This window comes from Acinetobacter sp. ANC_7553 (assembly GCF_056779895.1).
The window spans coordinates 250753-273683 of the sequence record NZ_JBWYIV010000002.1 but is presented as its reverse complement, the minus strand read 5'-3'; the positions used below and the strand labels follow the sequence as shown (position 1 = coordinate 273683).

Sequence of the window (22931 nt, the reverse complement as noted above, 5' to 3'; positions counted from 1 at the left end):
TTCGGCTATATTCATTTAGAGCAAAAACTCCCCTTATCTGGGCTCTGAGCAAAATTAACGGCCAACATAGGTTTCGATCGATGTCTTATCAAAGTTCAATTTATTTTGACCCTACAGCATTACTTATTGTTAAAAAAGAAATTGATCAAATCATCGATCAGGTCGAAAATACAGTATCAGAGCTTATCGAGGATCAAACACTTCCTTTTGGGATAGATGACGCATTCATTCGACTTGAGCAATCCAATCAAGTTTTTGCCATGATCGAGCTTCCTCATCTCGCACAACTTGCACACTACTGTGCGCAAGTCATGTCAAAGATGATGCAAAATCCAACTGCAAAAAACCTGAAATACGCTGCCGCATTAAGTGATGGCACAACAATGCTAAAACGATATATCGAATTTATTTGCTTACGTGAAGTCGATGTCCCCCAATTTCTCTTAGATACACTTAACCATCTAGAGCGAGTATTGAACATCCCTTGTACAGCATTGGGTAATGGAATTCAGACCGCTCAGAAACAATTAACTTTAACACCGCAAGCATCATCGAATCAGATTAATTCATCTGATTATTGGAATACACTATATAAAGATTGTTTAATAAAAATAGTGACGCAAAATGAAACTGAAGACGATTTTGATCGTTTTAAACTCATTGTAGATCATATAGCACTGCTCTCTCTTGAAACACCGAGTCAACAATATTGGCTTCTGATGCAAATCGCATTTAATCAACTTGACCAACTCATTCTCAGTGATGCACGCCTAAAATGGTTGGCTAAAGTTGGCAGTCAGATCCGAGAGTTTTTAAATGCACCCCAGCATTTTCAGGTCGATGAAAATGACTTTGCTAATGCTTTAGCGATTTGTATTAGCCAAGAAAACTACGATTCACAAATGCTTCGTGAGTATTTTCAAATCTCGGACAACATTTTGACTGATGTTCAACTACAAATTTTTAGTCGCCATCTGTTTGGACCTGATCAAAGAACAATCGATGCCGTTGCTCACTTGATTACAGAAGAATTGAATCAATTAAGGTTAGATATTGAAAGTCACTATCAAAGTTTTACTGACGATCAAATTTTAGATATTCGCTTAAAGCTCTATCGTATGGCAAATATCTTTTTAGTGATGAATCTTAATGAAGCTTATGCAGAAATGAAACTGCAAGCAGAGCATTTTCATCGAACCTATATTCAACAAAATGCCGATTTTGCTCAACGATTAATGAACAGCATGCTGTCGGCTATGAACTCTATCGGGATTTTGAAGCGAAATTTTGCACCAACTCGCATTCAACTTGATGTGAATAATATGAATATATCACTGGATCGGTTAGATGATGCGCATGAAACGCTGCAAAAAGAAGCTCGAATTCTCTTGCAAGAACTAGGCGATAAACTTTTTCAAAACAATGATGCTCAAGACACAAATGATTTATTAAACATCACAACCAATTTAAGACAATTAAGCGGTGCTGCTCTATTTCTTGATGCTCAAATATTAAGTAATGCGCTAAAAAATAGTGCTGAGGCGGTTGAACACTATTACGATATTCAGAAATCACTCACCCACCAACAACTTCAGCACATTCTAGATGTGCTTGCCAGTCTAGAACTTCATCTTGATGGCTTGAAGTATGATTATCCTATTCATAAATCAGTATCTGAGACTGCACTCATCAGCAGTCAAAAAATTAAAGCGGTTGCCTAATGTCTGAACTCTCTGTTGCTTATATTTTTAAACAACATCAACTTCTCGTCGATGAAAACTTCCAATTACCACGTGTTGAACGTTTAGAGAGTGATCTGATTTTCAAATCTGGTGATCAGGTAATTGCACGAGATCTACATATTGAAGAAGCGATTCCTGAAGGTTATCAACTTGTGCCAATCCGACAGTTGATCACTCAATGGTCTAAGCAACAATTTGAACAAGCGAGCCGAGCAGTTCAATTATTAGAATGGCGTCGTAATCATAAATTTTGCAGTCATTGCGGTACAGAAACGGATGTGCACCGTTCAGAATATGCCATGATCTGCCCAGCATGTAATTATCACCAATACCCTCGTGTTCAACCTTGTGTTATCACCGTAATCACACGAGGTGACAATGAAATTTTGCTGGCGAAAAATGCAAAAAATAAATCCAATATGTATGGATTAATTGCAGGTTTTGTCGAAGTTGGTGAAACTTTAGAAGAGGCTGTGCAACGCGAAACCATGGAAGAAATTGGTCTAAACGTTAAAAATATTCAATATCTTGCCAGCCAACCTTGGCCATTCCCAAGTAATTTAATGATTGCTTTTCGGGCCGAGTATGATTCAGGTGACATTGTGCTTCAAGAAGATGAAATTAGTGATGCCCAATTCTTTAAATTTGATGATTTACCAGAAATTCCATTTGCAGGAAGTATTGCGCATGCCATGATTCAACATGTCATTCACAATACTCCTTTCAAATCTGAATAAATCAAATCCGAATCGTTATAGATTTATTTGAAGGACTCTTCTAAAACTTTCAGGATGAGAGATCGAGTTTTGAAGAGTCGACCAAATAATGTGGCAGTTGTTGCCATGATTGATACATGTCCAGTACCAGGCACCCGAATGAGCTGGCTATGATTCTCTACAGCTAACAGTGCTTGATGCATCTCTTCAGAATTATGATCTTTTACCAACGTATCTTGATCTGCTAGAAAAATATAGTGCTGAATATTATTTTTCTCTACAAAATAGTATGGCATCACCGCTTTGAAATTTACTGCTTTATCGAATGCATGTTCAGATAAATGATCACCTAGATAGTTAAAGTGATAGGGTCCAGCCAAACCAATCAACGCTTTTATTCGATCTCGTCCTTCAAAGTCAATGAATGAAGGATGGTAAATCAGTGACATCACATTAAAAGCACCAGCAGAATGTCCGATAAGCGCTATTTGATCTGCACAAATACCATATTTATCATCACTTTTGATTAAATATTGAATTGAATCTGCAAGGTCAGTTACGTAACGAGGAAAAATATGTTCTGGCGCCAGATGATAGTTTATTACGGCGAGGTTATATCCAGCACGTGTCAAACTTTCTCCAAGAAACTTATAATCGTCCTTACTTCCTCTACTCCATGCACCACCATGCACGAATATAACTAAAGGTTTAATCGCTGGCGCTTGGCAAACATAAAGATCCAGTCGTTGCCGAGATTTAAGACCATAAGCAATATTTCTTTTTACAGAATAGCCTTTATTTGAGGTCAATTGATTTAATGCCAAACCACCCAAATTATATGGGCGAAAAGCATTCAGTTTTTGATTCAATTGGGTCAGTTTTAACTGAACTGATTTCGGAAAAAATTGCGTAATCTTATTCGACATTATTGGTAACTAACACCAGCATCAGGATCAATTGCAACGGGTGTCTCAACATAAGGTTGAGTACTCACCGCTGAAGGGTTCATAAGTGATGATGATTGAACACCTGCGCCTACTTGAGCAGATTCCACGTTATCAATCAAAGTAACAATTTTCGTGACATTCCCTACTCGTTGTAAAACTTCAATGAGATCTTGCTCTTCAGCTGTATTTAAGCGTCCCATCACATATAACACGCCATCTTCAGTATGAACCAAGACTTTACTGTCTGAAACAACTGGCGCACGCATAATTAAGCCACGTGTATTCGCTGTCGCAGTCGCATCTTGCATGATGGTAGAGTAACCAATTTGAGGACCAACTGTGATGTAATTATGAATAGATTTCACATCACTCATCGCTCGAACGTTATCTTCTGCTAACTGTTTCAAATGCGCATCAGGCACTTGACCTGTTAACAAGACATTACTGTGAAAGCTATTCACATTGACTCGAGATTGTTTAAAACGAGCATCCAATTTGTATAAATTGATCTTTGCTGTACGTTCAATTGAAGAGTCAATAAATACCTGACCTAAAGAACGAGCTCCACTCACCACCCCAACTGGTTCTGCGCCAGTTCCACCTGAAATAAAACTTGCACAGCCTGAAAGACTAGCAACACACGCCATCGAAATTACAATACGCTTCAACACTCAATCCGTCTCCTCGTGAAACTTGAATTTTTTCTATTGTTGGAAATGGCTTAGCTCATTCGGTTCATAGATTAATCAAGTCTGCATTTATTGTAAATGCATTTTCAATCCACTCGAGATCATAATCTATATCAGAAATTTCATGCTGTAACGGTTTTGCAATTTTTTTATGAAAATCAAAACAAAACACATCAAAACGATAATAAAACTCTGTATAGCTTGGAAATTTTTGAAGAAATGACATTGCTGTTTTCGCAATTTTAATTTGCTTGCTCGATGATATTGATTCTAGGGCTGAAGCATAGGTTGTTTTTGATCTGGCTTTGACCTCAACAAATATAAGCTCAAGATCACGTTGAGCAATCAGGTCTATCTCACCATAACGAGAATGAAAATTTCGAGCCAGCACAATATAACCCTGTGAGATCAAGACTTTTTCAGTTTGGTCTTCAGCCCATATACCTAATTGTTGAGAACTCATCCATTTAAGTCCTCTTAAATATTTTTTAATCTAAACCATGTTTTCTCGAAGCACGCAGGTTTTCTTTCGATCCGATGCTCTTTAAAACTCAAATGCCCAGTCTGACCTTGAATTGATATTTGATCAGGATTCTTCGTTTTCAACATCAAATCCGCCAAACGCCAAACATCTTGACCGAAGGCATTAAGACGTTGGAATGCAGCAGTATTTTCAGTCGTTTGATTAGGTTTTTTTAAAAATTGAACCATGACTGGTACATCACAGAATTTAGTTCCCTTCGGAATATCCAAATTATGATCAATAGCAAAAGCCTGAACATACAAACGTTTTGAAGGCTTATTCTTCAATGAATTGATCCACGCCATACTGCCTAAAAGTAACACCCCTTCATTTGACTTTATATGAGGCACTTGTTGGATTAGAGAAAACTTACCATGAAAATTTTTAAACACGGCATTTACAAAGCTTAAACTCTCGGACTCAGTACCAGACTCACGCAAGATATAGAGATGCTGAACTCGATCCCTTTCAATCTGTTTAATTAAAACTTGAGCATCATCAGTTTTCGATAAACTAAACTGCCACACTTTCACATGTTTTGAAGGAACTTCATTCAGTGCTAAAACAGGAATTTTAAGCGGTTCTTTCATTATTGCTTCGACATCCTGTCTCGCTAGTGGACCAATAATAAGTTTGGTGTTTTGACTGACTTGCGTCTTTAGGATCTCTTTTAATCGTTTTTGATCCGAATTGACATATTTGATTGGCATTTCACTTTTAGACTTTTGATAAGCCTCATCAATACCATTTTTAATACTATTACTTGCTCGCGCCATAGGGCCTGAATCAGGTAAAATAACCAATACTTCCGCTTGGGCTTGGAAAATCATTCCACATAAGCCAATACCAATGAATTCTTTTTTTATTCTTAATAGATCCAACATGGAGAAACCTTATGAGTGCTCAGTTATTTGTTGTAGCGACGCCAATTGGGCACTTAGATGACATGACTTATCGAGCAATTGATGTTTTAAAGTCTGTCTCTCTTATCGCGGCAGAAGACACACGTCAGTCCGCTCTTTTAATGAAACACTATAATATCTCAACTCCGCTAACAGCGTGCCATGATCACAATGAAAGTAACAAAATTGATATAATTATCGATAAGTTAAAAAATGGTGAAAATGTTGCACTCGTCAGTGATGCAGGTACACCATTGATCAGTGATCCTGGTTTTAAATTGGTTCGTGCAGCTCAGGACCATGGTATTCGTGTCGTTCCTGTTCCAGGTGCATGTGCAGCTATTGCAGCATTAAGCGCTGTAGGTCTACCCAGTGATCACTTTAGTTTTGAAGGATTTCTATCTTCGAAACAATCACAACGTCTTATTCAATTAAATAAACTGAAAGACAACACGCATACCATGATCATCTATGAGGCACCACATCGAATCCTAGACTCTGTAACGGATATGGTCTCTGTGTTCGGGGCAGACCGTGAAGTCGGGTTTGCACGTGAAATTACCAAAACCTTCGAAACAATCAAAAAAATGACCCTTGGAGATTTACAATCATTTATTGCAAATGATCATCACCAGCAAAAAGGTGAAATTGTACTGGTCATTGCTGGAGCAGCCACTGAAAAAGACATGCAGCAAGAAGAATTAGACAAATTACTCAATCGTTTATTGCAAGATTTATCTGTAAAAGCAGCATCTCAACTTGCAGCTGATCTCACCGGAATCAAAAAGAAAGTCGCATATCAACGCGCGCTAGAGCTCAGTGGTGCGAATGATTAAGCAAAATAAAAAAAGCACCATATTGATGGTGCTTTTTTTATTAATCTTTTATTGATTCATCAGGTGGAACTTCAGTAATACGACCACCACGTGCTAGAAAAGCAGCAACTTCATCTTCCAGTGCCTGACGTTGTTTGAGTTTAGCTGTCACTGTTAATGTTTCAGCTTCAGCGACATCGGCATCAGATACAGTAACGTCACTTACGGCCGCACCTTTTTCTGCTGCTTGTGATTCATTTTCGTCTACAACACTGTCTTCGTTGTCATCAAAATCATTTGCGTCTGTCATTTCAAACTCCCCATCAATGTTTTCACGCACCTGATTGGAACGTGCTTTGATTTTTAGAGAAATGTATCAAGCTCTTTATCGTTCGCATAGTATCTAAAGCACCTCATTTGTATATTTTTTAATCATATTGGTAAAAAAATATATACTGATGATTCTTTTTAGATCAGATTTCAATTCACTTGATATCTTGTATTACTGAGCTGACTCAAACCATTCGCTTGCGACATAAACGCCGATTTTAACGCACTGATATTTTCAACTTGTTTCAAACCAAAGTTTCTCGCCCAAACAATAGGAAAAACAGGAGCAGATTCCATCCACCCAATCATAGACATACTATGCATCATGGCATCGTTTTGAAATTTACGGCGATGCTCATATTTCAATAAAGTTTGCTCATGAGCCCAAACGCCACGTGCGTAGTCCGAAAGTAGCGCATCGCATAGAATTGCTGCATCAAGACAACCAATATTCACCCCCTGACCAGCAAGTGGATGAATAACATGGGCTGCATCACCAATTAGCGCTAAGCCATCTTTAATATAACGTTGAGCAGCTCGTGCTTTCAGTGGGAATTTTGCTCGAGGCGTTGCGGCTAATACTTTGCCCAACATATGATGACTCTCTCGTGTCAGTAATTGTACAAAATCTTCATCTGAGAGTGACGCAAATTCGTCTACATAATCATCTGGTAAAGTCCATACAATGGATTGCCAATGACCATATTCTTGATCTTCTAAACTTGCCATTGGGAGAAAAGCCAGTGGCCCTGTTTCTAAGAAAATTTGACTCGCAACATGTTGATGCGCTTGTTCCGTCTTGATCGCGCAGCTAATACCCGCCTGATGATAATCCAAAACATCCAAATCAATCATGGCTTGTTCACGTACGAATGAGTTTGCACCATCCGCACCAATTAAAAGTTTCGTTTTCAATCGAGTTTGATCAGCGAGATGAAGAATCCAACAGCCATTTCCTTGCTCAATATGTTTCACTTGAATCTGAGTACGGTAATCATCAATCTGGTCGATCATCATGCTCTGAATCGCAAGGTTCAAGATACTTGGTTCGACCATTGAACCTAATATTTGTGCTTGATCAGGTTTAGAATGCGCTGATGTTCCAAAATTGATTTCACCAAAGCCATTTTTGTTCCACACCTGCATTCCCGTGTAGGGTTGTTGACGAGCCAACTTATCCCATACATCAACATGCTTAAGCAAATGAATAGTGGCTTGACTCAATGCAAGTACACGAGGATTCAATGATTTTAAGGTCTTCTCGTGATCCAATATCGGTGCTGCATCAAGTACAGTCGCTTGAACTCCACCTTTAGCCAGCAATAAAGCAGCTAATCCTCCGACTAAACCACCGCCCACAATCACGACATCTAAAATAGCATCATTCATGCTTTTAACCCCATTGCATAATTGGCAACGAGTGGCTTAATACCTGGAATATTTTCAAAGCACATTAGACCTGTATTTCGCACAAATTTTAGGATTGGATTTTGATTACTAAAGCCTCGCACCACAGAATCACAAAACTTGATCACACGTTGCTGATCTTTGAGTCGAGATTTTTCATACTCTTTCAGTACAGCAGCTTCACCTAAATCGGCATTTTTGATGACTTGTTGTTTTAAATATCGGGTCAATACATATGCATCACGCATACACAAATTAAAACCCTGACCTGCGACTGGATGAATCGTATGAGCAGCATTACCCATAAGTACAACACGTCCTACTGCTTGTTTTTCAGACAAAACTTGAGATAAAGGAAAACTAAATCTACGTCCAGTTTTCTCAAATTTTCCAGCTCGATCGCCATACGTTTTTTGAAGAGCATCTAAAAAATGCTGATCATTTTCATCACCTAACCACTCTCCCTCAGTGCCTTTAGGCACTGGCCAAACAACAGAGCGACGGTATTCCCCAGGTAAAGGCAACAATGCTAAAGGACCAAGTGGGCTGAAACGCTCAAAACCGACATGGGAGTGAGGTTTGGATGTCTGCACTGTAGTGACAATCGCCACTTGATCATAATCATGCACTGATGCACCAACACCGAGTGCTTTTCGACAGAAAGAATCACGTCCATCTGCTGCTATAACCAACTTGGATTGAAACTGCAAATGTTCATTCGCTTTTGATGCTTCAAGATAAGCTAAATTCTCATCCTGTTTAAGCGACGTCACTTGAACACCATCAATTAACTCAATGAGTGGATTTTTTTTGACTTCTGATAACAATACTCGTCCAAGCCATGCATTCTCAATCACTTGACCAAAGCTTTCTACTTTCTCTTGAGCCGCAATTAAACGTGCCTTACCGAAGCTTCCTTCTTCTGTGATATTTACTTCTAAAATAGGCGTTGCATATTGTTGCAGTGAATCCCAAATTCCCAATTCTTGATAAATTTGCACGCTTCGACGTGACAGCGCACTATTACGGGCATCAAAACTTGAATGATATGGTGCAAGGTTAGCATCATCATAGTTAGGATAGCTGATCGCCTCTAACAATTTCACTGCAATGTTAGTTTTAGCCAGCATAAGAGCAAGGCTTAATCCGACCATTCCACCACCGACAATGATGACTTCTTGTTGCATGTTTTGATCCTTATAAAAGCAAGCAATAGCTGCATACACATAAATTCTTAATCAAATTCATCTTACAATAAAGTTTTTACTTTTTATAATGAATTAGCGTTATTGAAGATGAAGCCATAATTCATTTTTCAATATTGAATATGGCATTTAAAAAAAAGCCGATGTTTCCATCGACTTTTTAGATTTGTGAAAATGGTTAACTCGCCATCAAGGCTTCGATATCTTCAATGGTTTTCACTACTTTAGCAGTCAGGTTTCTCGGTCCATCTTGCGTGACAACAATATCATCTTCAATACGAATACCAATCCCTCTCCATTTTGGATCGACAGTTTCATCATCAAGAGCAATATATAATCCTGGCTCAATGGTCACCACCATACCTTCTTGATATGTTCGCCATTGTCCATCGACTTTATATGCCCCTACGTCATGAACATCCATGCCCAACCAGTGACCAGTTCCATGCATATAAAATTGACGATAGGCTTCTGTCTCAATGATTTCATCGAGATCACCCTGCATGATTCCAAGATTAAGCAAGCCTTGCACTAATATACGAACAGCAACGTAGTGTGGCTCTTTATAAGAGTTACCAATTCTAACCGCATCTATTGCAGCGATTTGTGCATTGAGCACTATATTATAAAGCGCCTTTTGTTCAGGATTGAATTTACCATTTACTGGAAATGTCCGAGTGATATCTGATGCGTAAAACTCATACTCACAAGCTGCATCTATTAAAACTAAATCGCCGTCATTAAGTTGTTTGTTATTTTCAACATAGTGCAATATACAAGCATTTTCACCACCACCCACAATACTGTTATACGATGGTACACAACCATTTTTACCAAAAATATAATTCAGTTCCGCTTCTAAAGCATATTCCATCATTCCTGGTCGTACAGATTTCATCGCTTGCGTATGTGCTTGAGCAGAAATATCAGATGCGATTTGCATTAACTCTATTTCTTTTGGCTCTTTGTGTAGACGCATCTCATCTAAAATTGTATCTAACTGAATCAATTGTGTAGGTGCAGCGGTACCACGTCGGCTTTCACCACTTGCTTCTGCAATCCATTTTGTAATTTTTGCATCAAAACTGGCTTGTTGACCAATTCTATAAAATAATCTTTCTTTTCCTTGAAGCTTTGCGATGATTTCTTCGTCTAGTAGATCAATCGCATAAGCTTCATCCGCATCATAATCATCGACTGCACCATCAATCCCTGCACGGTAACCTGTCCAGATTTCCATCTCTCGATTGCGTTCACGACAAAATAAACTGTAAGTATAACCTTCTTCTTCAGTATCAAATGTTTCAATTACAGCAACTGCTTCAGGCTCTGCAAATCCCGTTAGATAAAAAAAGCTACTATCAGCGCGATATTTATAATCAGCATCACGATTTCTAAACATTTCTTCACGTGTTGCAATAATTGCAATGCTTCTTAGGCCTATTTCAGCGGCTAATTGATCACGTCGTTTTTGAAAATCTGATTGAGTAAGTTTCATATCTTTTCTGCAGCTTAGGCTATTTAATTTAAGAAAATACAGTACTACTTATATGTTAAGTAGTACTCTTGATTAAATGTAATCAACTTGGTCGATGAGGTGTAAACATCTCAACGACACTTTGCTCATTTTTTTTCGAAATTGTTGGTTTTACATGTTTCAGTAATGAGCTTTCTTCAACAGCAATCTTGGTTCGTCCAACAGATAAACTCACTGGAATTAATCGAACAAATTCATAAAGTTCTTGATAGCTAATTTCACCTTCTTCATCATTATCAGAATCTTCAAACTCTACTGCTGCAATATCTTGCAAGTGTTCAATCAACTCAGCTTCGTCAGTACGAATATGACCAGACGCTAATCCAAACCCCAATACTACTCCAGCACACCAATCTGCTAAAGCTTGAACACGCTCAGACAATACATGTTCATCATCAGGCAAAATGGGTAAATAATCTAATTCATCTTCTGACAAAGCATGCGAAACATCTTCAGATTCCTCAGCAAGTAAATTGAGTGCAGCAGGTTCTAATTGAGGCACATTCAATGTAGACAAAATTTGTAACCACTCCTCATGAGATGGCGGTTGGGTTACACAAACAATACCTGTAAGTAAACCATGTAACTCACTTGGACTAGTAATTTCCTCAATTGAACCGAAATGTTGGTTCCAATCTGTCCAACCTGAAATATCGTCTTGCATTCGTTTTTCCAATCTCTATACTTCTGTATATATTACCTTTGATTGCGAAACTACGCGACCTCGTTATGTTAGAACAATTACAGCGTTTACAAACGCATTTAGGCACGCTTAAACATCGTTTGTCCGAAACCGAACAAATGAATAGTTCTCTTGAAGCTAAGCAGAAAGAACTTCAGGAAACTCATCAAACTCAAACTGCTCAAAAAAATAGCGTCATCACTCAAAAGCAAGAACAGATTGAAAGTCTAAATGACAAATACAATCAATTGGATGGTATTTATAAAACTTTAAATCAAGATGCTACTGCTTTAGCAGAACGTTATAGTCGTTTAGAAAAGAGTTGTACTGATTTAAAAAATAGATTTCAGGAAATCTTGGCTGAAAGGAATGAGTTGAGAGTCATCAAAGAAAAAATGTTGGCTGAACAACGTCAAGCTCAAAAAGAAATTGATGAATTGAAGGCTGAAAATCAACGTTTAATCAAAAAAAATGAACTCGCTAAAACTAAGGTTGAGCAAATCATTCAACGATTGGCCATTTTAGGTACTGATCAAGATCATCATGCCCAAGAAATCCAACAATTAGAAAATCCGGCTGAACAAAATGAGGAAGCATAATTATGTCTGAAGTCGTTACAGTCGAGTTAAGATTAATTGAACAAACATTTAGACTTTCAACCACTCAAGATCAGAAAGATGATTTACAACGTGCTGGTGATTTGCTAAATGAGAAATTTCAAGAATTTCGTAGAAAAGCACCTAACGTAGAACACAATAAGCTGGTTATCATGGTGGCTTTAGAGCTTATGCAAGAAGTTTTAACAATGAACAAATCCTTACAAGAATATTCTCATTGTGAACGCTTACTTGCAACAATCTTGGAAGACGTTGAAAAAACTGTATAAATTTGATCTAAGTTTGCACAGTCAGTTTTACTGAGTGAATTATCACGCAAATAATGGCGATACTTAGGTTTGCCAATCTCACTCATTTCGTTATACTTAATTTAACTCTGGGATGCTCGCCAGCGGGTCTATTCCCCTGCCGATACTTAAACTTATGGATTGTGTTCTGTATATTTAGAGCGTATGCCCACCCTGAGTGGGAAACCCAGCAAGTATACGTCGCGTCCACCTTGAACTCATCGGGTTCAGGGTAACGACACATGCAGCGGCATCTCCGGAGTCTTCAATTTCTCTATATTTATAATTCAACGTTTTCTTGTTTTATTTTTTCAATTCATACCATAAATTCTCAACTTACTCCTTTACTCAAAATATAAAAATTTATTGAAATAAGTCACACTATATTTTAATTTTTCAAATTAATTTATAATATTTATGTTTAATGTTATTTAATTAACTTTTTTTTAGTTTTATTCTAAATAAATATTTAAATTATATTTAACAATATAAAAATAAAGCATTTAATTTGTAAATTTGGTTAATAATGACCTAGAAACTTTTCCAGAATTTAAATTATCATTCCTCTTAATAGAAATTACATAAAAAGTATTTCATTTTAATGTCTTCTTATTGTTTAAAGACTTCATATTAATAGTCAAACATCATAAACAATGAGAATAGATTTATATTTAAAGGAAGAGAATATGTCTAAATTAGCAAAATTGGCTGGGGTTGCGAGTATTGCTGCATTACTAAGTGCATGTGGTGGTGGAAGTGACTCGAAGCTTGACACGCCAAATGGTAATTATATTAAACCAGGCGATGTGAGCTCTACATTTATACCTTTTAAAGATAAGGATTTTTTAACAAAACTTAAAGAAAAGCTTGGTTTTTCAGAATCTTTGAATGTCATGGATGATCGATTTAATCAAGCATTAGGGCATATGATTGGCGAAACATTGGGTGATGGACCCATTACTCGTACAGGTAGAGTAATTGAATTAACAGATCAAGGAACAAGTGCATTTACAATTTTGAGAAATTCAATTTGTACTGAGCTCACTAAAAGTGGAACTACTCAAACAATCAAGCTAAAAAGTGGTAATGATTCTTGTGCAACTAGTTTCGGCAAGGAAGTCGTAACATTTAAAGGAGGATCTATTTCGCTTACTGAAACATTAAGCTCTACCACAGTTGAGTTTAATAATGCGCTTTATACACCGTGGACTGATACATCTAAACTATATTTAGTCACTGGTAAAATTGTAAAAGATACAGTTGGTTCTAATGGCGCAATTTATTCTGTAAAAGATCCTTTAAAATTCCAGATTGTAGATAAAAATAACCCTAGCACTACATTGGAATATATGGGGCTACAGGATTATGAATACCGTTTTTTTGATGAACAATTACAAAGTGTGTCAAGTAAAGGTACAATCGTTGGCCAACCTAAAGATGCTAATTTTTCATATGCATTTAACTTCAGTGTAACTCAACCATTCGAAAAAGAGTGGTGGAGAATTTACCCGAAAGCAGGCGGTAAGTTAGAAATTATTGATGAGTACAATCAAAAGATTGTCGTTGAACAAACTAAAGATTATTCATCATCCGCATCAGTTCGCTTTAACTCAGGCGTGCCAACTAATGTGTCTTGGAGCGATATCGTTAAAAAGAAATAGGCATAAAGCCCCCATCTGGGGGCTTTTTTAACCATTTAATTTCATGTGTTGCGCGTTCTCTGACATTCTAAGCTGCTCATAATGCACTGGATCATATGCGCATGCACTTATCAACAAAGTAGAAGTAACTACTGCGATAAAAATTTTCATCTCACATTTACTCTTAACCTAGATGTGAGTAATTTAAAGCATGGCTAAAGACAAATAAAACCGATTAAAATTATAAAAACAATCTATTTTTTAGATTATTAGTTACTCATCTTGAAGCGCACACTCATAATTCTTAGGATCATCACTACATCGTATCTTTTTAAGTATAGACATCATTTCAGGATGATAATGCCCTTCTTTCATCATCTGAATTCTAGCTTCGCGCATAATTTTCAAATATCCAGGTTTCTCAGCATCTCTTATATTCATCCAAAATTTAGGATCAATTTTAGATTCAGTTTGATCAATAAACCTATAAGCCGGTGTTAATTGCTTGGAAATAATCTCCCTTGCTATAGGCCCCATTCCAGCAGGAAATTTATTTCGATGCATAATCAATGTACCCGTTACTTGAACGAGTGGAAAACGAATAATTGCGCCTCGTACCTCGCCCTTGCTTGTCATTCCACGATAGAGTTCTAAAGGTTCAAATAAGATTGCAGGCGCTGCGATAATATCAACTTCCTTATTGTTGAATTTCCCGCCTACCGAAGTTAAATCCACTGTAACTGGTTGAGCACCAACATTTTGGACTAATTTTTTTTGGGTTGCGTCAAAACTCATTACAGCGACTTTTTTCCCAGCCGCTTTAGATAAAGTATCAATTTTACGATCATTTACCATTATATAAGCAGCACCTAAAGGCACAATACCAACAACCTCATAATCCTTATTGACCATTTTCGAGTCAAATTCAGGTCTTGCTAACAGCTGAATCACTTTAGTCAGTTGTTTATAGTTTTGAACTGCACCTATTGCATCAATACTTCCAACAAAAGAGTTGAATTGCTTGGCACGTAAATTACTTATTCCAGCACCATCACAACGTTTACTTCTAAAGTCTTCAGTTAAAACCCGTTCATCTGTATAGACTTTTAAATTAACTTCAGTGGATGTTTTTTGCTTTAATTTTGGATAATTCAAATCTATCTGCATTTGTAGCTTAGCCGTACGATTGACAGTCATTTGCACGCCGAAATCTTGAGCAACTTTAGCAATTCGTGGTAATTCACTCATATAGCTCGTCGCTTGCTCAAATGCTTCACCATGAGCACCGCTCGGTGAATACACACATAAGGTGACTTGTTTCGGAATCTGTTGCCAAACTTTTGGATCATTCAGTAGTTTTTTTATTTTATTCACAGAATGGCTGGACAGTGATAAATCCAACTTAGATCTAGTTTGAGCATTTACATGATTTGTGATTAGACCAGAAAGACTAATTACTGTCGTGAGCATAACCATACGATAAGCATGCTTGCTCTTTTTAAATAGAATACCGTATTTTTTATTTTTCATTATCGTTCCCTTTTCTATTTTTTATGATCAGACCTTAATTGATCCGATAGAGTTCAGCTTATCGGCTTCAATTTAAAATTAAATTGACCCTAATCTTTTATTTGTTACACCTAGAGTAAATGAAAAATATACTATCGAAAATATTCAAATCAGGTTGATTAAATCTGAGTAAAAATCGATAAACTACTTACCTTACACATGCACTTAGATTGGTATAGTTTGAAATGCAGTTGCAAACACAACTTTTAAGAAAAACTCTACGCTCTCGTAGAAGACAACTCTCAATTTTTACGCAACGACGTTCTGCTTTTCAGGTTTTGTCAAAAATCCAATCTCACTCTAAATTTAAATCTGCACAAAAAATTGGGATTTATTTAGATGCATTCGGTGAAGTTCAAACACATATCCTAATCATGCATTGCTTTTCGAAGCATAAAGTCGTTTATCTCCCAAAAGTCTCCAGACTTGATTCAACTTTAAAATGGGTTCCAATTTCAAAGCATCAATATCTAAATAAACGTTTTACTAAACATAAATTAGGCATGTATGAGCCTATGCATAGATTGGGGCAAAATGTAAAACAAATTGATTTACTGTTGATGCCCCTAGTAGCCTGTGATTATCATGGAACACGTATGGGTATGGGAGGTGGCTTTTATGATAGAACTTTAAAGCATGCGAGCAATCAACCCTATCGCATCGGTTTAGCGCATGACTTTCAATTAATCTTAGATCCTTTAAAGCGCCAACCTTGGGATCAGCCATTAGATGAGTTAATCACCCCTAGAAAACGATTAAAATTCAAACGAAGAATATTAATTCACCCTAAATCCAACTGAATTTATCAAGATTAGTAGAAATAAATCGAATTTTATCGATTTTCACCCTTGTATTTTTTAAATTACACATCACTATAAAAATATGGCAACACCGTTGTCACTCATTAGGAGTGCTCATGACTGATATTATTATGAATGAAGAAAACTTAGAACTTCAGACCCCTAGCGTGTTACCGCTATTAGCTTTGCGTGATGTTGTGGTTTATCCACACATGCAAATTGCGCTTTTTGTCGGCCGTGAAAAATCGATTAAAGCAGTTGATGTAGCTCGTAACAGTGACAATTTAGTTTTTGTAGTAGCTCAACAAGATTCTCTTACAGAAGAAATTGATCACGACAATTTATATCAATACGGTACTGTCGCGAAGATTGTGCAAGTCGTAAATCATGAGAACGATGAAAACTGCATTAAGGTTTTAATCGAGGGTATTTATCGCTCTAAATTGATTAATATTTACGATCAAAACGATTATTTAGAAGCTGAGCACAGCCTTAGCCCAATGACGATCCGTATGGAATCGGCAACTCAACAAACTCGCCTCGAAGAATTACGTGGTCTTTTCAGCCAATACGCTGAAGCAAAACTACGTAATGCGCGTGAGTTAATTAATGCTGCAAATAAAATCGATGATTTATTGCAACTCATGTTCTTCGTCGCAACACGCGTGCCGTTAAATATCGAAGTGAAACAAAAATTCCTCGAACACGATGAATTTGAAGCTCATTTACAAGAGTTAATGACTTATTTGCTTCAACAGTCTGAAGAACAACAGATTGAGCAAAATTTACATGACAATGTAAAACGTCAAATGGAAAAGAATCAGCGCGAATATTTTCTAAATGAAAAAATGAAAGTTATTCAGCGTGAACTTTCTGACATGAATGGCGGTGCTGAAGATGATATCGCAGAGATTGAAAAACGTTTAGCTGAAGCTGATCTTCCTGAGCATGTTCGTAAAAAAGCAGAAGGTGAATTCCGTAAGCTCAAAGCAATGCAGCCTGCATCGAGTGAAGCTGCGGTCGTTCGAAATTACATCGAAACTATTTTAGATACACCATGGAATAAGGCGAGCAAAGTAAGTATTAATCTTGCTAAAGCTCAAGATATTCTTGATGCTGATCATTATGGTTTGGATGAAGTTAAAGAGCGTATCGTTGAATATCTCGCTGTTCAATCACGTGTAAAAAAACTACGTGGACCAGTATTGTGTCTCGTAGGTCCTCCTGGTGTAGGTAAAACCTCATTAGGTGAGTCTGTAGCTAAAGCAACAGGTCGCGAATTCGTTCGAATGGCACTTGGTGGTGTTCGTGATGAGGCTGAGATTCGTGGACATCGCAGAACTTATATTGGTGCGATGCCAGGTAAGATTGTGCAATCACTTTCTAAAGTCGGTGTAAAAAACCCTTTATTCCTACTCGATGAAATTGACAAAATGGCTCAAGATCATCGTGGTGATCCTGCATCTGCCTTGTTAGAAGTGCTTGATCCTTCACAGAATCACAAATTCAACGATCACTATCTCGATCTTGATCTTGATTTATCTGAAGTCATGTTTATTTGTACTGCAAACAGTATGAATATACCTGAAGCTTTGTTAGATCGTATGGAGGTCATTCGCCTTCCTGGTTATACAGAGGAAGAGAAAATCAATATTGCTGAGCGTTACTTAGTACCTAAAGCAATCAAGAATAATGGCTTACGTGCTAAGGAATTAAGTGTACACGAAGAAGCAATTCGAGATATCGTACAACGCTATACACGTGAAGCTGGTGTTCGAAGTTTAGAGCGTGAAGTCTCTAAAATCGCACGTAAAGTGGTTAAAGAAGCGGTTAGTAAAAAAGCGAAAAATCTTCAAATTGAAGTTAATTCGGCAAATCTACCTGACTACTTAGGGCCGCATAAATTCGATTTTGGTATGGCGGAAGAAGAAGCTCAAGTCGGTCGTGTTAATGGTCTAGCTTGGACTTCAGTTGGTGGTGAACTACTGACAATTGAAGTTGCAGCAATGAAAGGTAAAGGCAAATTTGTAACCACTGGTTCTTTAGGTGATGTTATGAAGGAGTCTATTACTGCAGCGATGACCGTAGTGCGTACACGAGCTGATGCTTTGGGTATCGATTCTACTCGCTTTGAAGAAACCGATATTCACGTGCACTTACCTGAAGGCGCTACGCCTAAAGATGGTCCTTCAGCTGGTCTTGCTTTGACGACAGCATTAGTTTCAGCGTTTACTGGCATTGCGATTCGACCTGATATTGCAATGACTGGTGAAACTAGCTTGAGTGGCCGTGCAATGCGTATTGGTGGTTTAAAGGAAAAATTACTGGCTGCACATCGTGGCGGTGTAAAAATGGTCTTTATTCCACAGGAAAATGCACGTGATTTAGTCGAAATTCCTGATAATGTGAAAGAAGGTTTAGATATCAAAGTTGTAAAATCAATTGATGAAATTTTACCACTAGCATTAACCTCTATGCCTAAACCATTAGTAAAAACACCCATTGTGAAAGCAGTTGACGAATCAAAATCTGCACGACACTAATCGGTCTTTTAAGTGAAGAAAGAGAGCTTAGGCTCTCTTTTTTATAAGATGTCAATGGATGCAAAATTAACAACCCATTATGTTTTAACTTTTGAATTTATAAATTCATCACTTTGAAATGTATAATATCGTGAAACTTCTAGTGACACATTTTCATGAAAATTCGTATCTTGACCATTGGTCAAAAAATGCCAGCATGGGTTCTTACTGGTTTTGAAGATTATTTCAAAAGAATTCAACCTTTTGTACAAACTCAAATTGTTGAGCTTCCTATGGCGAAACGCGGAAAGAATGACTCTGAAGCTGATATTTTAAAATACCGTAATATCGAAGGCGATAGCATTTTAAATGCACTGAAAGGAAATGAACTTTTAATTGCACTTGAAGTGGGAGGAAAAGAGTTTAGTACAGAAAAATTAGCTGAAACCATGAAAGGTTGGATGCTTGAAGGGAATGATGTTGTACTCGCGATTGGTGGACCTGATGGACATTCTGATGCAGTTCGTAAAGCTGCTGCTTGGCACTGGTCTTTATCTAAATTAACGCTACCCCACCCTATGGTTCGCATTCTGTTGATTGAACAACTTTACCGTGCCATGAGCATTAATCATAACCATCCGTACCATCGTGCTGGATAATCGTTCCGAATTTGCAACATGATGTTCAAATTTAAATGGTTACTCTGACTTCTAAAATTTGCGATGATCACCTCATACACCTAAGAATGGAACCAACCTCATGACTATTCAAACGCTACCTGGCTTATTCATCTCACATGGCTCTCCAATGCTGGCTTTGAATCCTGAACAGGTTGGTCCAGCTTTACATCGCTTGAGTCTCAATTTGCCCAAACCTAGAGCGATAATCGTCATGTCTGCACATTGGGAAAGCAATGCACTCGAAGTAAGTACGGGGGCTAGACCTGAAACATGGCACGATTTTCGAGGTTTCCCAGATGAACTGTATGAAATTCGCTATCCTGCCCCTGGTGCTCCAGATGTTGCTGAACAAGTTTTAAATTTATTCGCTGAGGCACAAATTACTGCACATGCCAATAGTACACGACCTCGTGATCATGGCGTATGGATGCCTTTATTACATATGTATCCAGAAGCTGATATCCCCGTAGTCGAAATCTCTTTACCCATGACGATGTCTGCTGAAGCGATATTTAAAATTGGTCAAGCTCTCGCTCCATTAAGAGATCAGCAAATATTATTAATTGGCTCGGGAAGCATTACTCATAATTTAAGAGAGCTTGCTTGGCATGGTGAAACGAGTGAAGTTCCAGAATGGGCATCAACTTTTAGAAACTACGTGGTGCAGCAGCTCACTCATTCGGATTATCCTGCTATTTTAGCGTGGAATACGATTCCTTTTGTTCATCGTAACCACCCTACGATAGAACACTTTGCACCTTTATTTTTCTCTATGGGCACTGGTGATCGTTTTAGCATTGTACATAGTAGTTTTACCATGGGTGCTTTAGGAATGGATATTTATCGCTTTGATTGAGAGAAAATAAAATATCATTTTTTAAATGACCATCACGAAATAATCATCGATCAATGGATACATTTTGATACTGAAAAGTGCAGAATGTATCCATAATTTTTTAGATCTCCTGCGTTATCCTTCCTCGGATCAATACAATTTAGAAAACTTGTTATGAAATTAAAATTAATTGCCTTGGCTATTTTGCCTATCACACTTGCTGCGTGTCAGACTTCCGATCTACAAAAAGCTGGGGATTTAGCTGTGTCTGTGCTTCAACAACAAAATGCTGATCAAACTCTCTCTGCATACCAATGGCAAGCCAATCCACAAAATGCGCCTCAACCAATCACTTTAAACTTCACCACTGATAAAAAACTTTCAATTCATACGAGCTGCAATACTTTATTTGGCGGGTTTGAGCTAAAAAACAATACTATCGTAGCTGCTCAACTTGCATCTACCATGAAGGGATGTAATGGTTTGGCTGCCGAACAAGAACGCTTTGCTGGAAATCTATTTTCCCAAGCTGCTGTTCCTTTCGTGCTTAATTTAAATGATCGTGATAATCCAACGTTGACTTTGGTACAGCCGAATGGTGAAAAGATTATCTTCACGGGTAAAATGACACCTGAAACCAAATACAAAACTCAAGGTGAAACCATATTTCTTGAAATTTCGCCAGAAACTAAACAATGTACAGGTGTAGCTCCCCAAACTTGTCTACAAGTCAGAGAAATAAAATACAACGATAGTGGTATTAAAACGCAAGTCGATAAAGACTGGACTTTATTCTACGATCAAATTGAAGGTTTTTCTCATAGTCCGAATGAACGTCAAATCATTCGTGTAAAACGCTATGAAATCAAAAATCCTGCTGCAGATCAGTCTAAGTATGCTTATATTTTTGATATGGCTGTAGAGCGAGAAGCTGTAAAAGGTTCTCTATAAATAATAAAAAACCGAGGCTAAGCCTCGGTTTTTTATTCTTGAATATATTCTTAGAATACACCCTGAGCTAACATCGCATCAGCAACTTTTACGAAACCAGCAATGTTCGCACCATCTACGTAATTCACAGTACCATCTTCTTGAGTACCAAATTTTACGCAGTTACGGTGAATTTCTTTCATGATTGCATGTAAACGCTCATCTACTTCTTCGAAAGACCAACCTAAACGAAGCGCATTTTGAGACATTTCAAGACCAGAAGTTGCAACACCACCTGCATTGGATGCCTTACCTGGAGCATAAAGAATTTTTGCTTCAACGAATTTTTCAACTGCTGCAAGTGTAGAAGGCATATTTGCACCTTCAGCTACGCAAATCACACCATTTTCAAGCAATTTATCCGCATCATCAGCATCTAATTCATTTTGTGTTGCACATGGAAGTGCGATATCACACTTAATACCCCAAGGACGTTGCCCTTCAAGATATTCAAAGCCATGTTTCGCTGCAAACTCTGAGATACGACCACGTTGAACGTTTTTAAGCTCCATTACTTCAGCTAAAAGCTCTGGAGTTAAACCATCTTTAATGTATACAGTACCAGCTGAATCTGAAAGTGAAACAACTTTTGCGCCCAAATACATTGCTTTGTCAGCAGCAAACTGTGCAACGTTACCCGAACCAGAAATTGTAACTACCTTGTCTTTGAAACTGTCGTTACGAGTCTTAAGCATTTCCTCAGCGAAATACACTGTACCGTAACCAGTTGCTTCAGGGCGCGCTAGTGAACCACCAAAAGTTAAACCCTTACCTGTAAATACGCATGAAGTGTCATTGCTGAGCTTCTTCATCATACCCGCCATGTAACCAACTTCGCGGCCACCAACACCAATATCACCCGCAGGAATATCTGTGTCAGAACCTAAGTGACGGTATAACTCGATCATGAGTGCTTGGCAGAAACGCATGATTTCGCCTTCTGATTTACCTTTAGGGTCAAAATCAGAACCACCTTTACCACCACCCATTGGTAGTGTAGTTAACGCATTTTTGAAAGTCTGTTCAAAACCTAAGAATTTTAGGATTGAAAGGTTCACTGAAGGGTGGAAACGCATACCACCTTTGAATGGACCAATTGCTGAGTTGTACTGAACACGGAACGCACGGTTAACGTGTGTTTGACCTTGATCATCAACCCAAGAAACGCGGAATTGAATCGCACGTTCAGGTTCAACTAAACGTTCTAATAAACCATGAGCTGCATACTTAGGGTTCTTTTCAATAAAAGGCCATAAGCTTGTCATCACCTCTTCAACAGCTTGAAGAAATTCTGGTTGATGTGCATCACGTGTTTTAACGTAGTCTAGGAAGTCGTTAAGGCTGTTGTATTTCAACGCTTAATCCTCAGCAGAAAATGGATCAAAATTGGTCAAAATTTCAATATATTGATAAGTTTTGGCGCAAAGTATTAAATATCTTTTACAGGCACTGTACAATAGTTTTCATAATTTTTTTTAATATTTTTTTAATTTCAA

The 22931-nt window shown here is 37.7% G+C and carries 22 protein-coding genes and 1 other RNA gene; 12 read left to right on the top strand and 11 right to left on the bottom strand.

Annotated features, from left to right (window positions below; all coding sequences use genetic code 11):
- Window positions 1-80 precede the first annotated feature (80 nt).
- Together AC1M9I_RS02985 and nudC are read left to right on the top strand one after the other, a co-directional pair.
- Window positions 81-1721 carry a chemotaxis protein gene (locus AC1M9I_RS02985; RefSeq protein ID WP_481594363.1) on the top strand — a complete coding sequence of 547 codons (1641 nt, stop codon included), beginning with the start codon at window positions 81-83 and terminating at the stop codon, window positions 1719-1721.
- Entirely contained in the window at window positions 1721-2479 is a 759-nt protein-coding gene (gene nudC / locus AC1M9I_RS02980) for an NAD(+) diphosphatase (protein WP_035266832.1), read from the top strand. The genes AC1M9I_RS02985 and nudC overlap by 1 nt, the downstream gene beginning before the upstream one ends.
- A gap of 23 nt (window positions 2480-2502) precedes the next feature.
- Here the strand turns inward: nudC and AC1M9I_RS02975 are convergent, their stop codons facing one another.
- The 4 genes from AC1M9I_RS02975 to AC1M9I_RS02960 all read right to left on the bottom strand — a co-directional run bounded on the left by AC1M9I_RS02975 (window position 2503) and on the right by AC1M9I_RS02960 (window position 5501).
- Complete coding sequence (locus tag AC1M9I_RS02975; protein ID WP_481610652.1) at window positions 2503-3384, bottom strand: alpha/beta hydrolase; 882 nt, start codon at window positions 3382-3384, stop codon at window positions 2503-2505.
- On the bottom strand, window positions 3384-4076 hold the full coding sequence (locus tag AC1M9I_RS02970; protein WP_035266827.1) for a BON domain-containing protein: 693 nt from the start codon (window positions 4074-4076) through the stop codon (window positions 3384-3386). Before AC1M9I_RS02970 ends, AC1M9I_RS02975 begins: the two co-directional genes overlap by 1 nt.
- Window positions 4077-4140: 64 nt before the next feature.
- On the bottom strand, window positions 4141-4557 hold the full coding sequence (locus tag AC1M9I_RS02965; RefSeq protein ID WP_481588941.1) for a YraN family protein: 417 nt from the start codon (window positions 4555-4557) through the stop codon (window positions 4141-4143).
- 14 nt (window positions 4558-4571) lie between these two features.
- Entirely contained in the window at window positions 4572-5501 is a 930-nt protein-coding gene (locus tag AC1M9I_RS02960) for a penicillin-binding protein activator (RefSeq protein ID WP_481610651.1), read from the bottom strand.
- An 11-nt stretch (window positions 5502-5512) separates the two neighbouring features.
- On the opposite strand from AC1M9I_RS02960, the gene rsmI reads away from it, so the two are divergent.
- On the top strand, window positions 5513-6355 hold the full coding sequence (gene rsmI, locus AC1M9I_RS02955) for a 16S rRNA (cytidine(1402)-2'-O)-methyltransferase (RefSeq protein ID WP_481593057.1): 843 nt from the start codon (window positions 5513-5515) through the stop codon (window positions 6353-6355).
- 40 nt (window positions 6356-6395) lie between these two features.
- Here rsmI and AC1M9I_RS02950 read toward each other — a convergent pair whose 3' ends face one another.
- From AC1M9I_RS02950 to AC1M9I_RS02930, 5 genes are all read right to left on the bottom strand, one after another.
- On the bottom strand, window positions 6396-6644 hold the full coding sequence (locus AC1M9I_RS02950) for a hypothetical protein (protein WP_035269751.1): 249 nt from the start codon (window positions 6642-6644) through the stop codon (window positions 6396-6398).
- Between the two features lie 170 nt (window positions 6645-6814).
- Complete coding sequence (locus AC1M9I_RS02945) at window positions 6815-8053, bottom strand: FAD-dependent monooxygenase (RefSeq protein WP_481594367.1); 1239 nt, start codon at window positions 8051-8053, stop codon at window positions 6815-6817.
- Complete coding sequence (locus tag AC1M9I_RS02940; protein ID WP_481610650.1) at window positions 8050-9258, bottom strand: FAD-dependent monooxygenase; 1209 nt, start codon at window positions 9256-9258, stop codon at window positions 8050-8052. Before AC1M9I_RS02940 ends, AC1M9I_RS02945 begins: the two co-directional genes overlap by 4 nt.
- A 196-nt stretch (window positions 9259-9454) precedes the next feature.
- On the bottom strand, window positions 9455-10774 hold the full coding sequence (gene pepP / locus AC1M9I_RS02935; RefSeq protein WP_481610649.1) for a Xaa-Pro aminopeptidase: 1320 nt from the start codon (window positions 10772-10774) through the stop codon (window positions 9455-9457).
- Between the two features lie 82 nt (window positions 10775-10856).
- Window positions 10857-11477: a UPF0149 family protein gene (locus AC1M9I_RS02930; protein ID WP_481593061.1), complete on the bottom strand. Its 621-nt coding sequence runs from the start codon at window positions 11475-11477 to the stop codon at window positions 10857-10859.
- Between the two features lie 65 nt (window positions 11478-11542).
- Here AC1M9I_RS02930 and AC1M9I_RS02925 point away from each other — a divergent pair, with 65 nt between their 5' ends.
- From AC1M9I_RS02925 to AC1M9I_RS02910, 4 genes are all read left to right on the top strand, one after another.
- Window positions 11543-12094 (top strand): hypothetical protein, encoded by a 552-nt coding sequence (locus tag AC1M9I_RS02925; protein WP_035269763.1) that lies wholly within the window; start codon window positions 11543-11545, stop codon window positions 12092-12094.
- A gap of 2 nt (window positions 12095-12096) precedes the next feature.
- On the top strand, window positions 12097-12381 hold the full coding sequence (locus AC1M9I_RS02920; protein WP_092766816.1) for a cell division protein ZapA: 285 nt from the start codon (window positions 12097-12099) through the stop codon (window positions 12379-12381).
- A gap of 101 nt (window positions 12382-12482) precedes the next feature.
- Window positions 12483-12666: non-coding RNA, 6S RNA (gene ssrS, locus AC1M9I_RS02915), on the top strand.
- A 419-nt stretch (window positions 12667-13085) separates the two neighbouring features.
- Window positions 13086-14060: a hypothetical protein gene (locus AC1M9I_RS02910; RefSeq protein WP_481593063.1), complete on the top strand. Its 975-nt coding sequence runs from the start codon at window positions 13086-13088 to the stop codon at window positions 14058-14060.
- A 252-nt stretch (window positions 14061-14312) separates the two neighbouring features.
- Here the strand turns inward: AC1M9I_RS02910 and AC1M9I_RS02905 are convergent, their stop codons facing one another.
- Window positions 14313-15569, bottom strand: a complete 1257-nt coding sequence (locus AC1M9I_RS02905) for a putative solute-binding protein (protein ID WP_481594370.1) — start codon at window positions 15567-15569, stop codon at window positions 14313-14315.
- A gap of 224 nt (window positions 15570-15793) precedes the next feature.
- Between AC1M9I_RS02905 and AC1M9I_RS02900 the strand changes: the two genes are divergently transcribed.
- The 5 genes from AC1M9I_RS02900 (at window position 15794) to AC1M9I_RS02880 (ending at window position 21396) form a co-directional block, all read left to right on the top strand.
- The gene (locus AC1M9I_RS02900) at window positions 15794-16408 is read left to right on the top strand and encodes a 5-formyltetrahydrofolate cyclo-ligase (RefSeq protein ID WP_481593065.1); all 615 of its coding nucleotides are present in this window, start codon (window positions 15794-15796) and stop codon (window positions 16406-16408) included.
- 116 nt (window positions 16409-16524) lie between these two features.
- Entirely contained in the window at window positions 16525-18951 is a 2427-nt protein-coding gene (lon, locus tag AC1M9I_RS02895; RefSeq protein WP_035269773.1) for an endopeptidase La, read from the top strand.
- A gap of 155 nt (window positions 18952-19106) precedes the next feature.
- Window positions 19107-19589, top strand: coding sequence for a 23S rRNA (pseudouridine(1915)-N(3))-methyltransferase RlmH (gene rlmH / locus AC1M9I_RS02890; RefSeq protein ID WP_035268469.1), 483 nt, complete (start codon window positions 19107-19109; stop codon window positions 19587-19589).
- Between the two features lie 100 nt (window positions 19590-19689).
- Window positions 19690-20466, top strand: coding sequence for a DODA-type extradiol aromatic ring-opening family dioxygenase (locus AC1M9I_RS02885; protein WP_481593066.1), 777 nt, complete (start codon window positions 19690-19692; stop codon window positions 20464-20466).
- A 153-nt stretch (window positions 20467-20619) separates the two neighbouring features.
- Window positions 20620-21396, top strand: coding sequence for an META and DUF4377 domain-containing protein (locus AC1M9I_RS02880; protein ID WP_035268475.1), 777 nt, complete (start codon window positions 20620-20622; stop codon window positions 21394-21396).
- Between the two features lie 50 nt (window positions 21397-21446).
- Here the strand turns inward: AC1M9I_RS02880 and gdhA are convergent, their stop codons facing one another.
- Window positions 21447-22790: an NADP-specific glutamate dehydrogenase gene (gene gdhA, locus AC1M9I_RS02875; RefSeq protein ID WP_481593067.1), complete on the bottom strand. Its 1344-nt coding sequence runs from the start codon at window positions 22788-22790 to the stop codon at window positions 21447-21449.
- Window positions 22791-22931 lie beyond the last annotated feature (141 nt).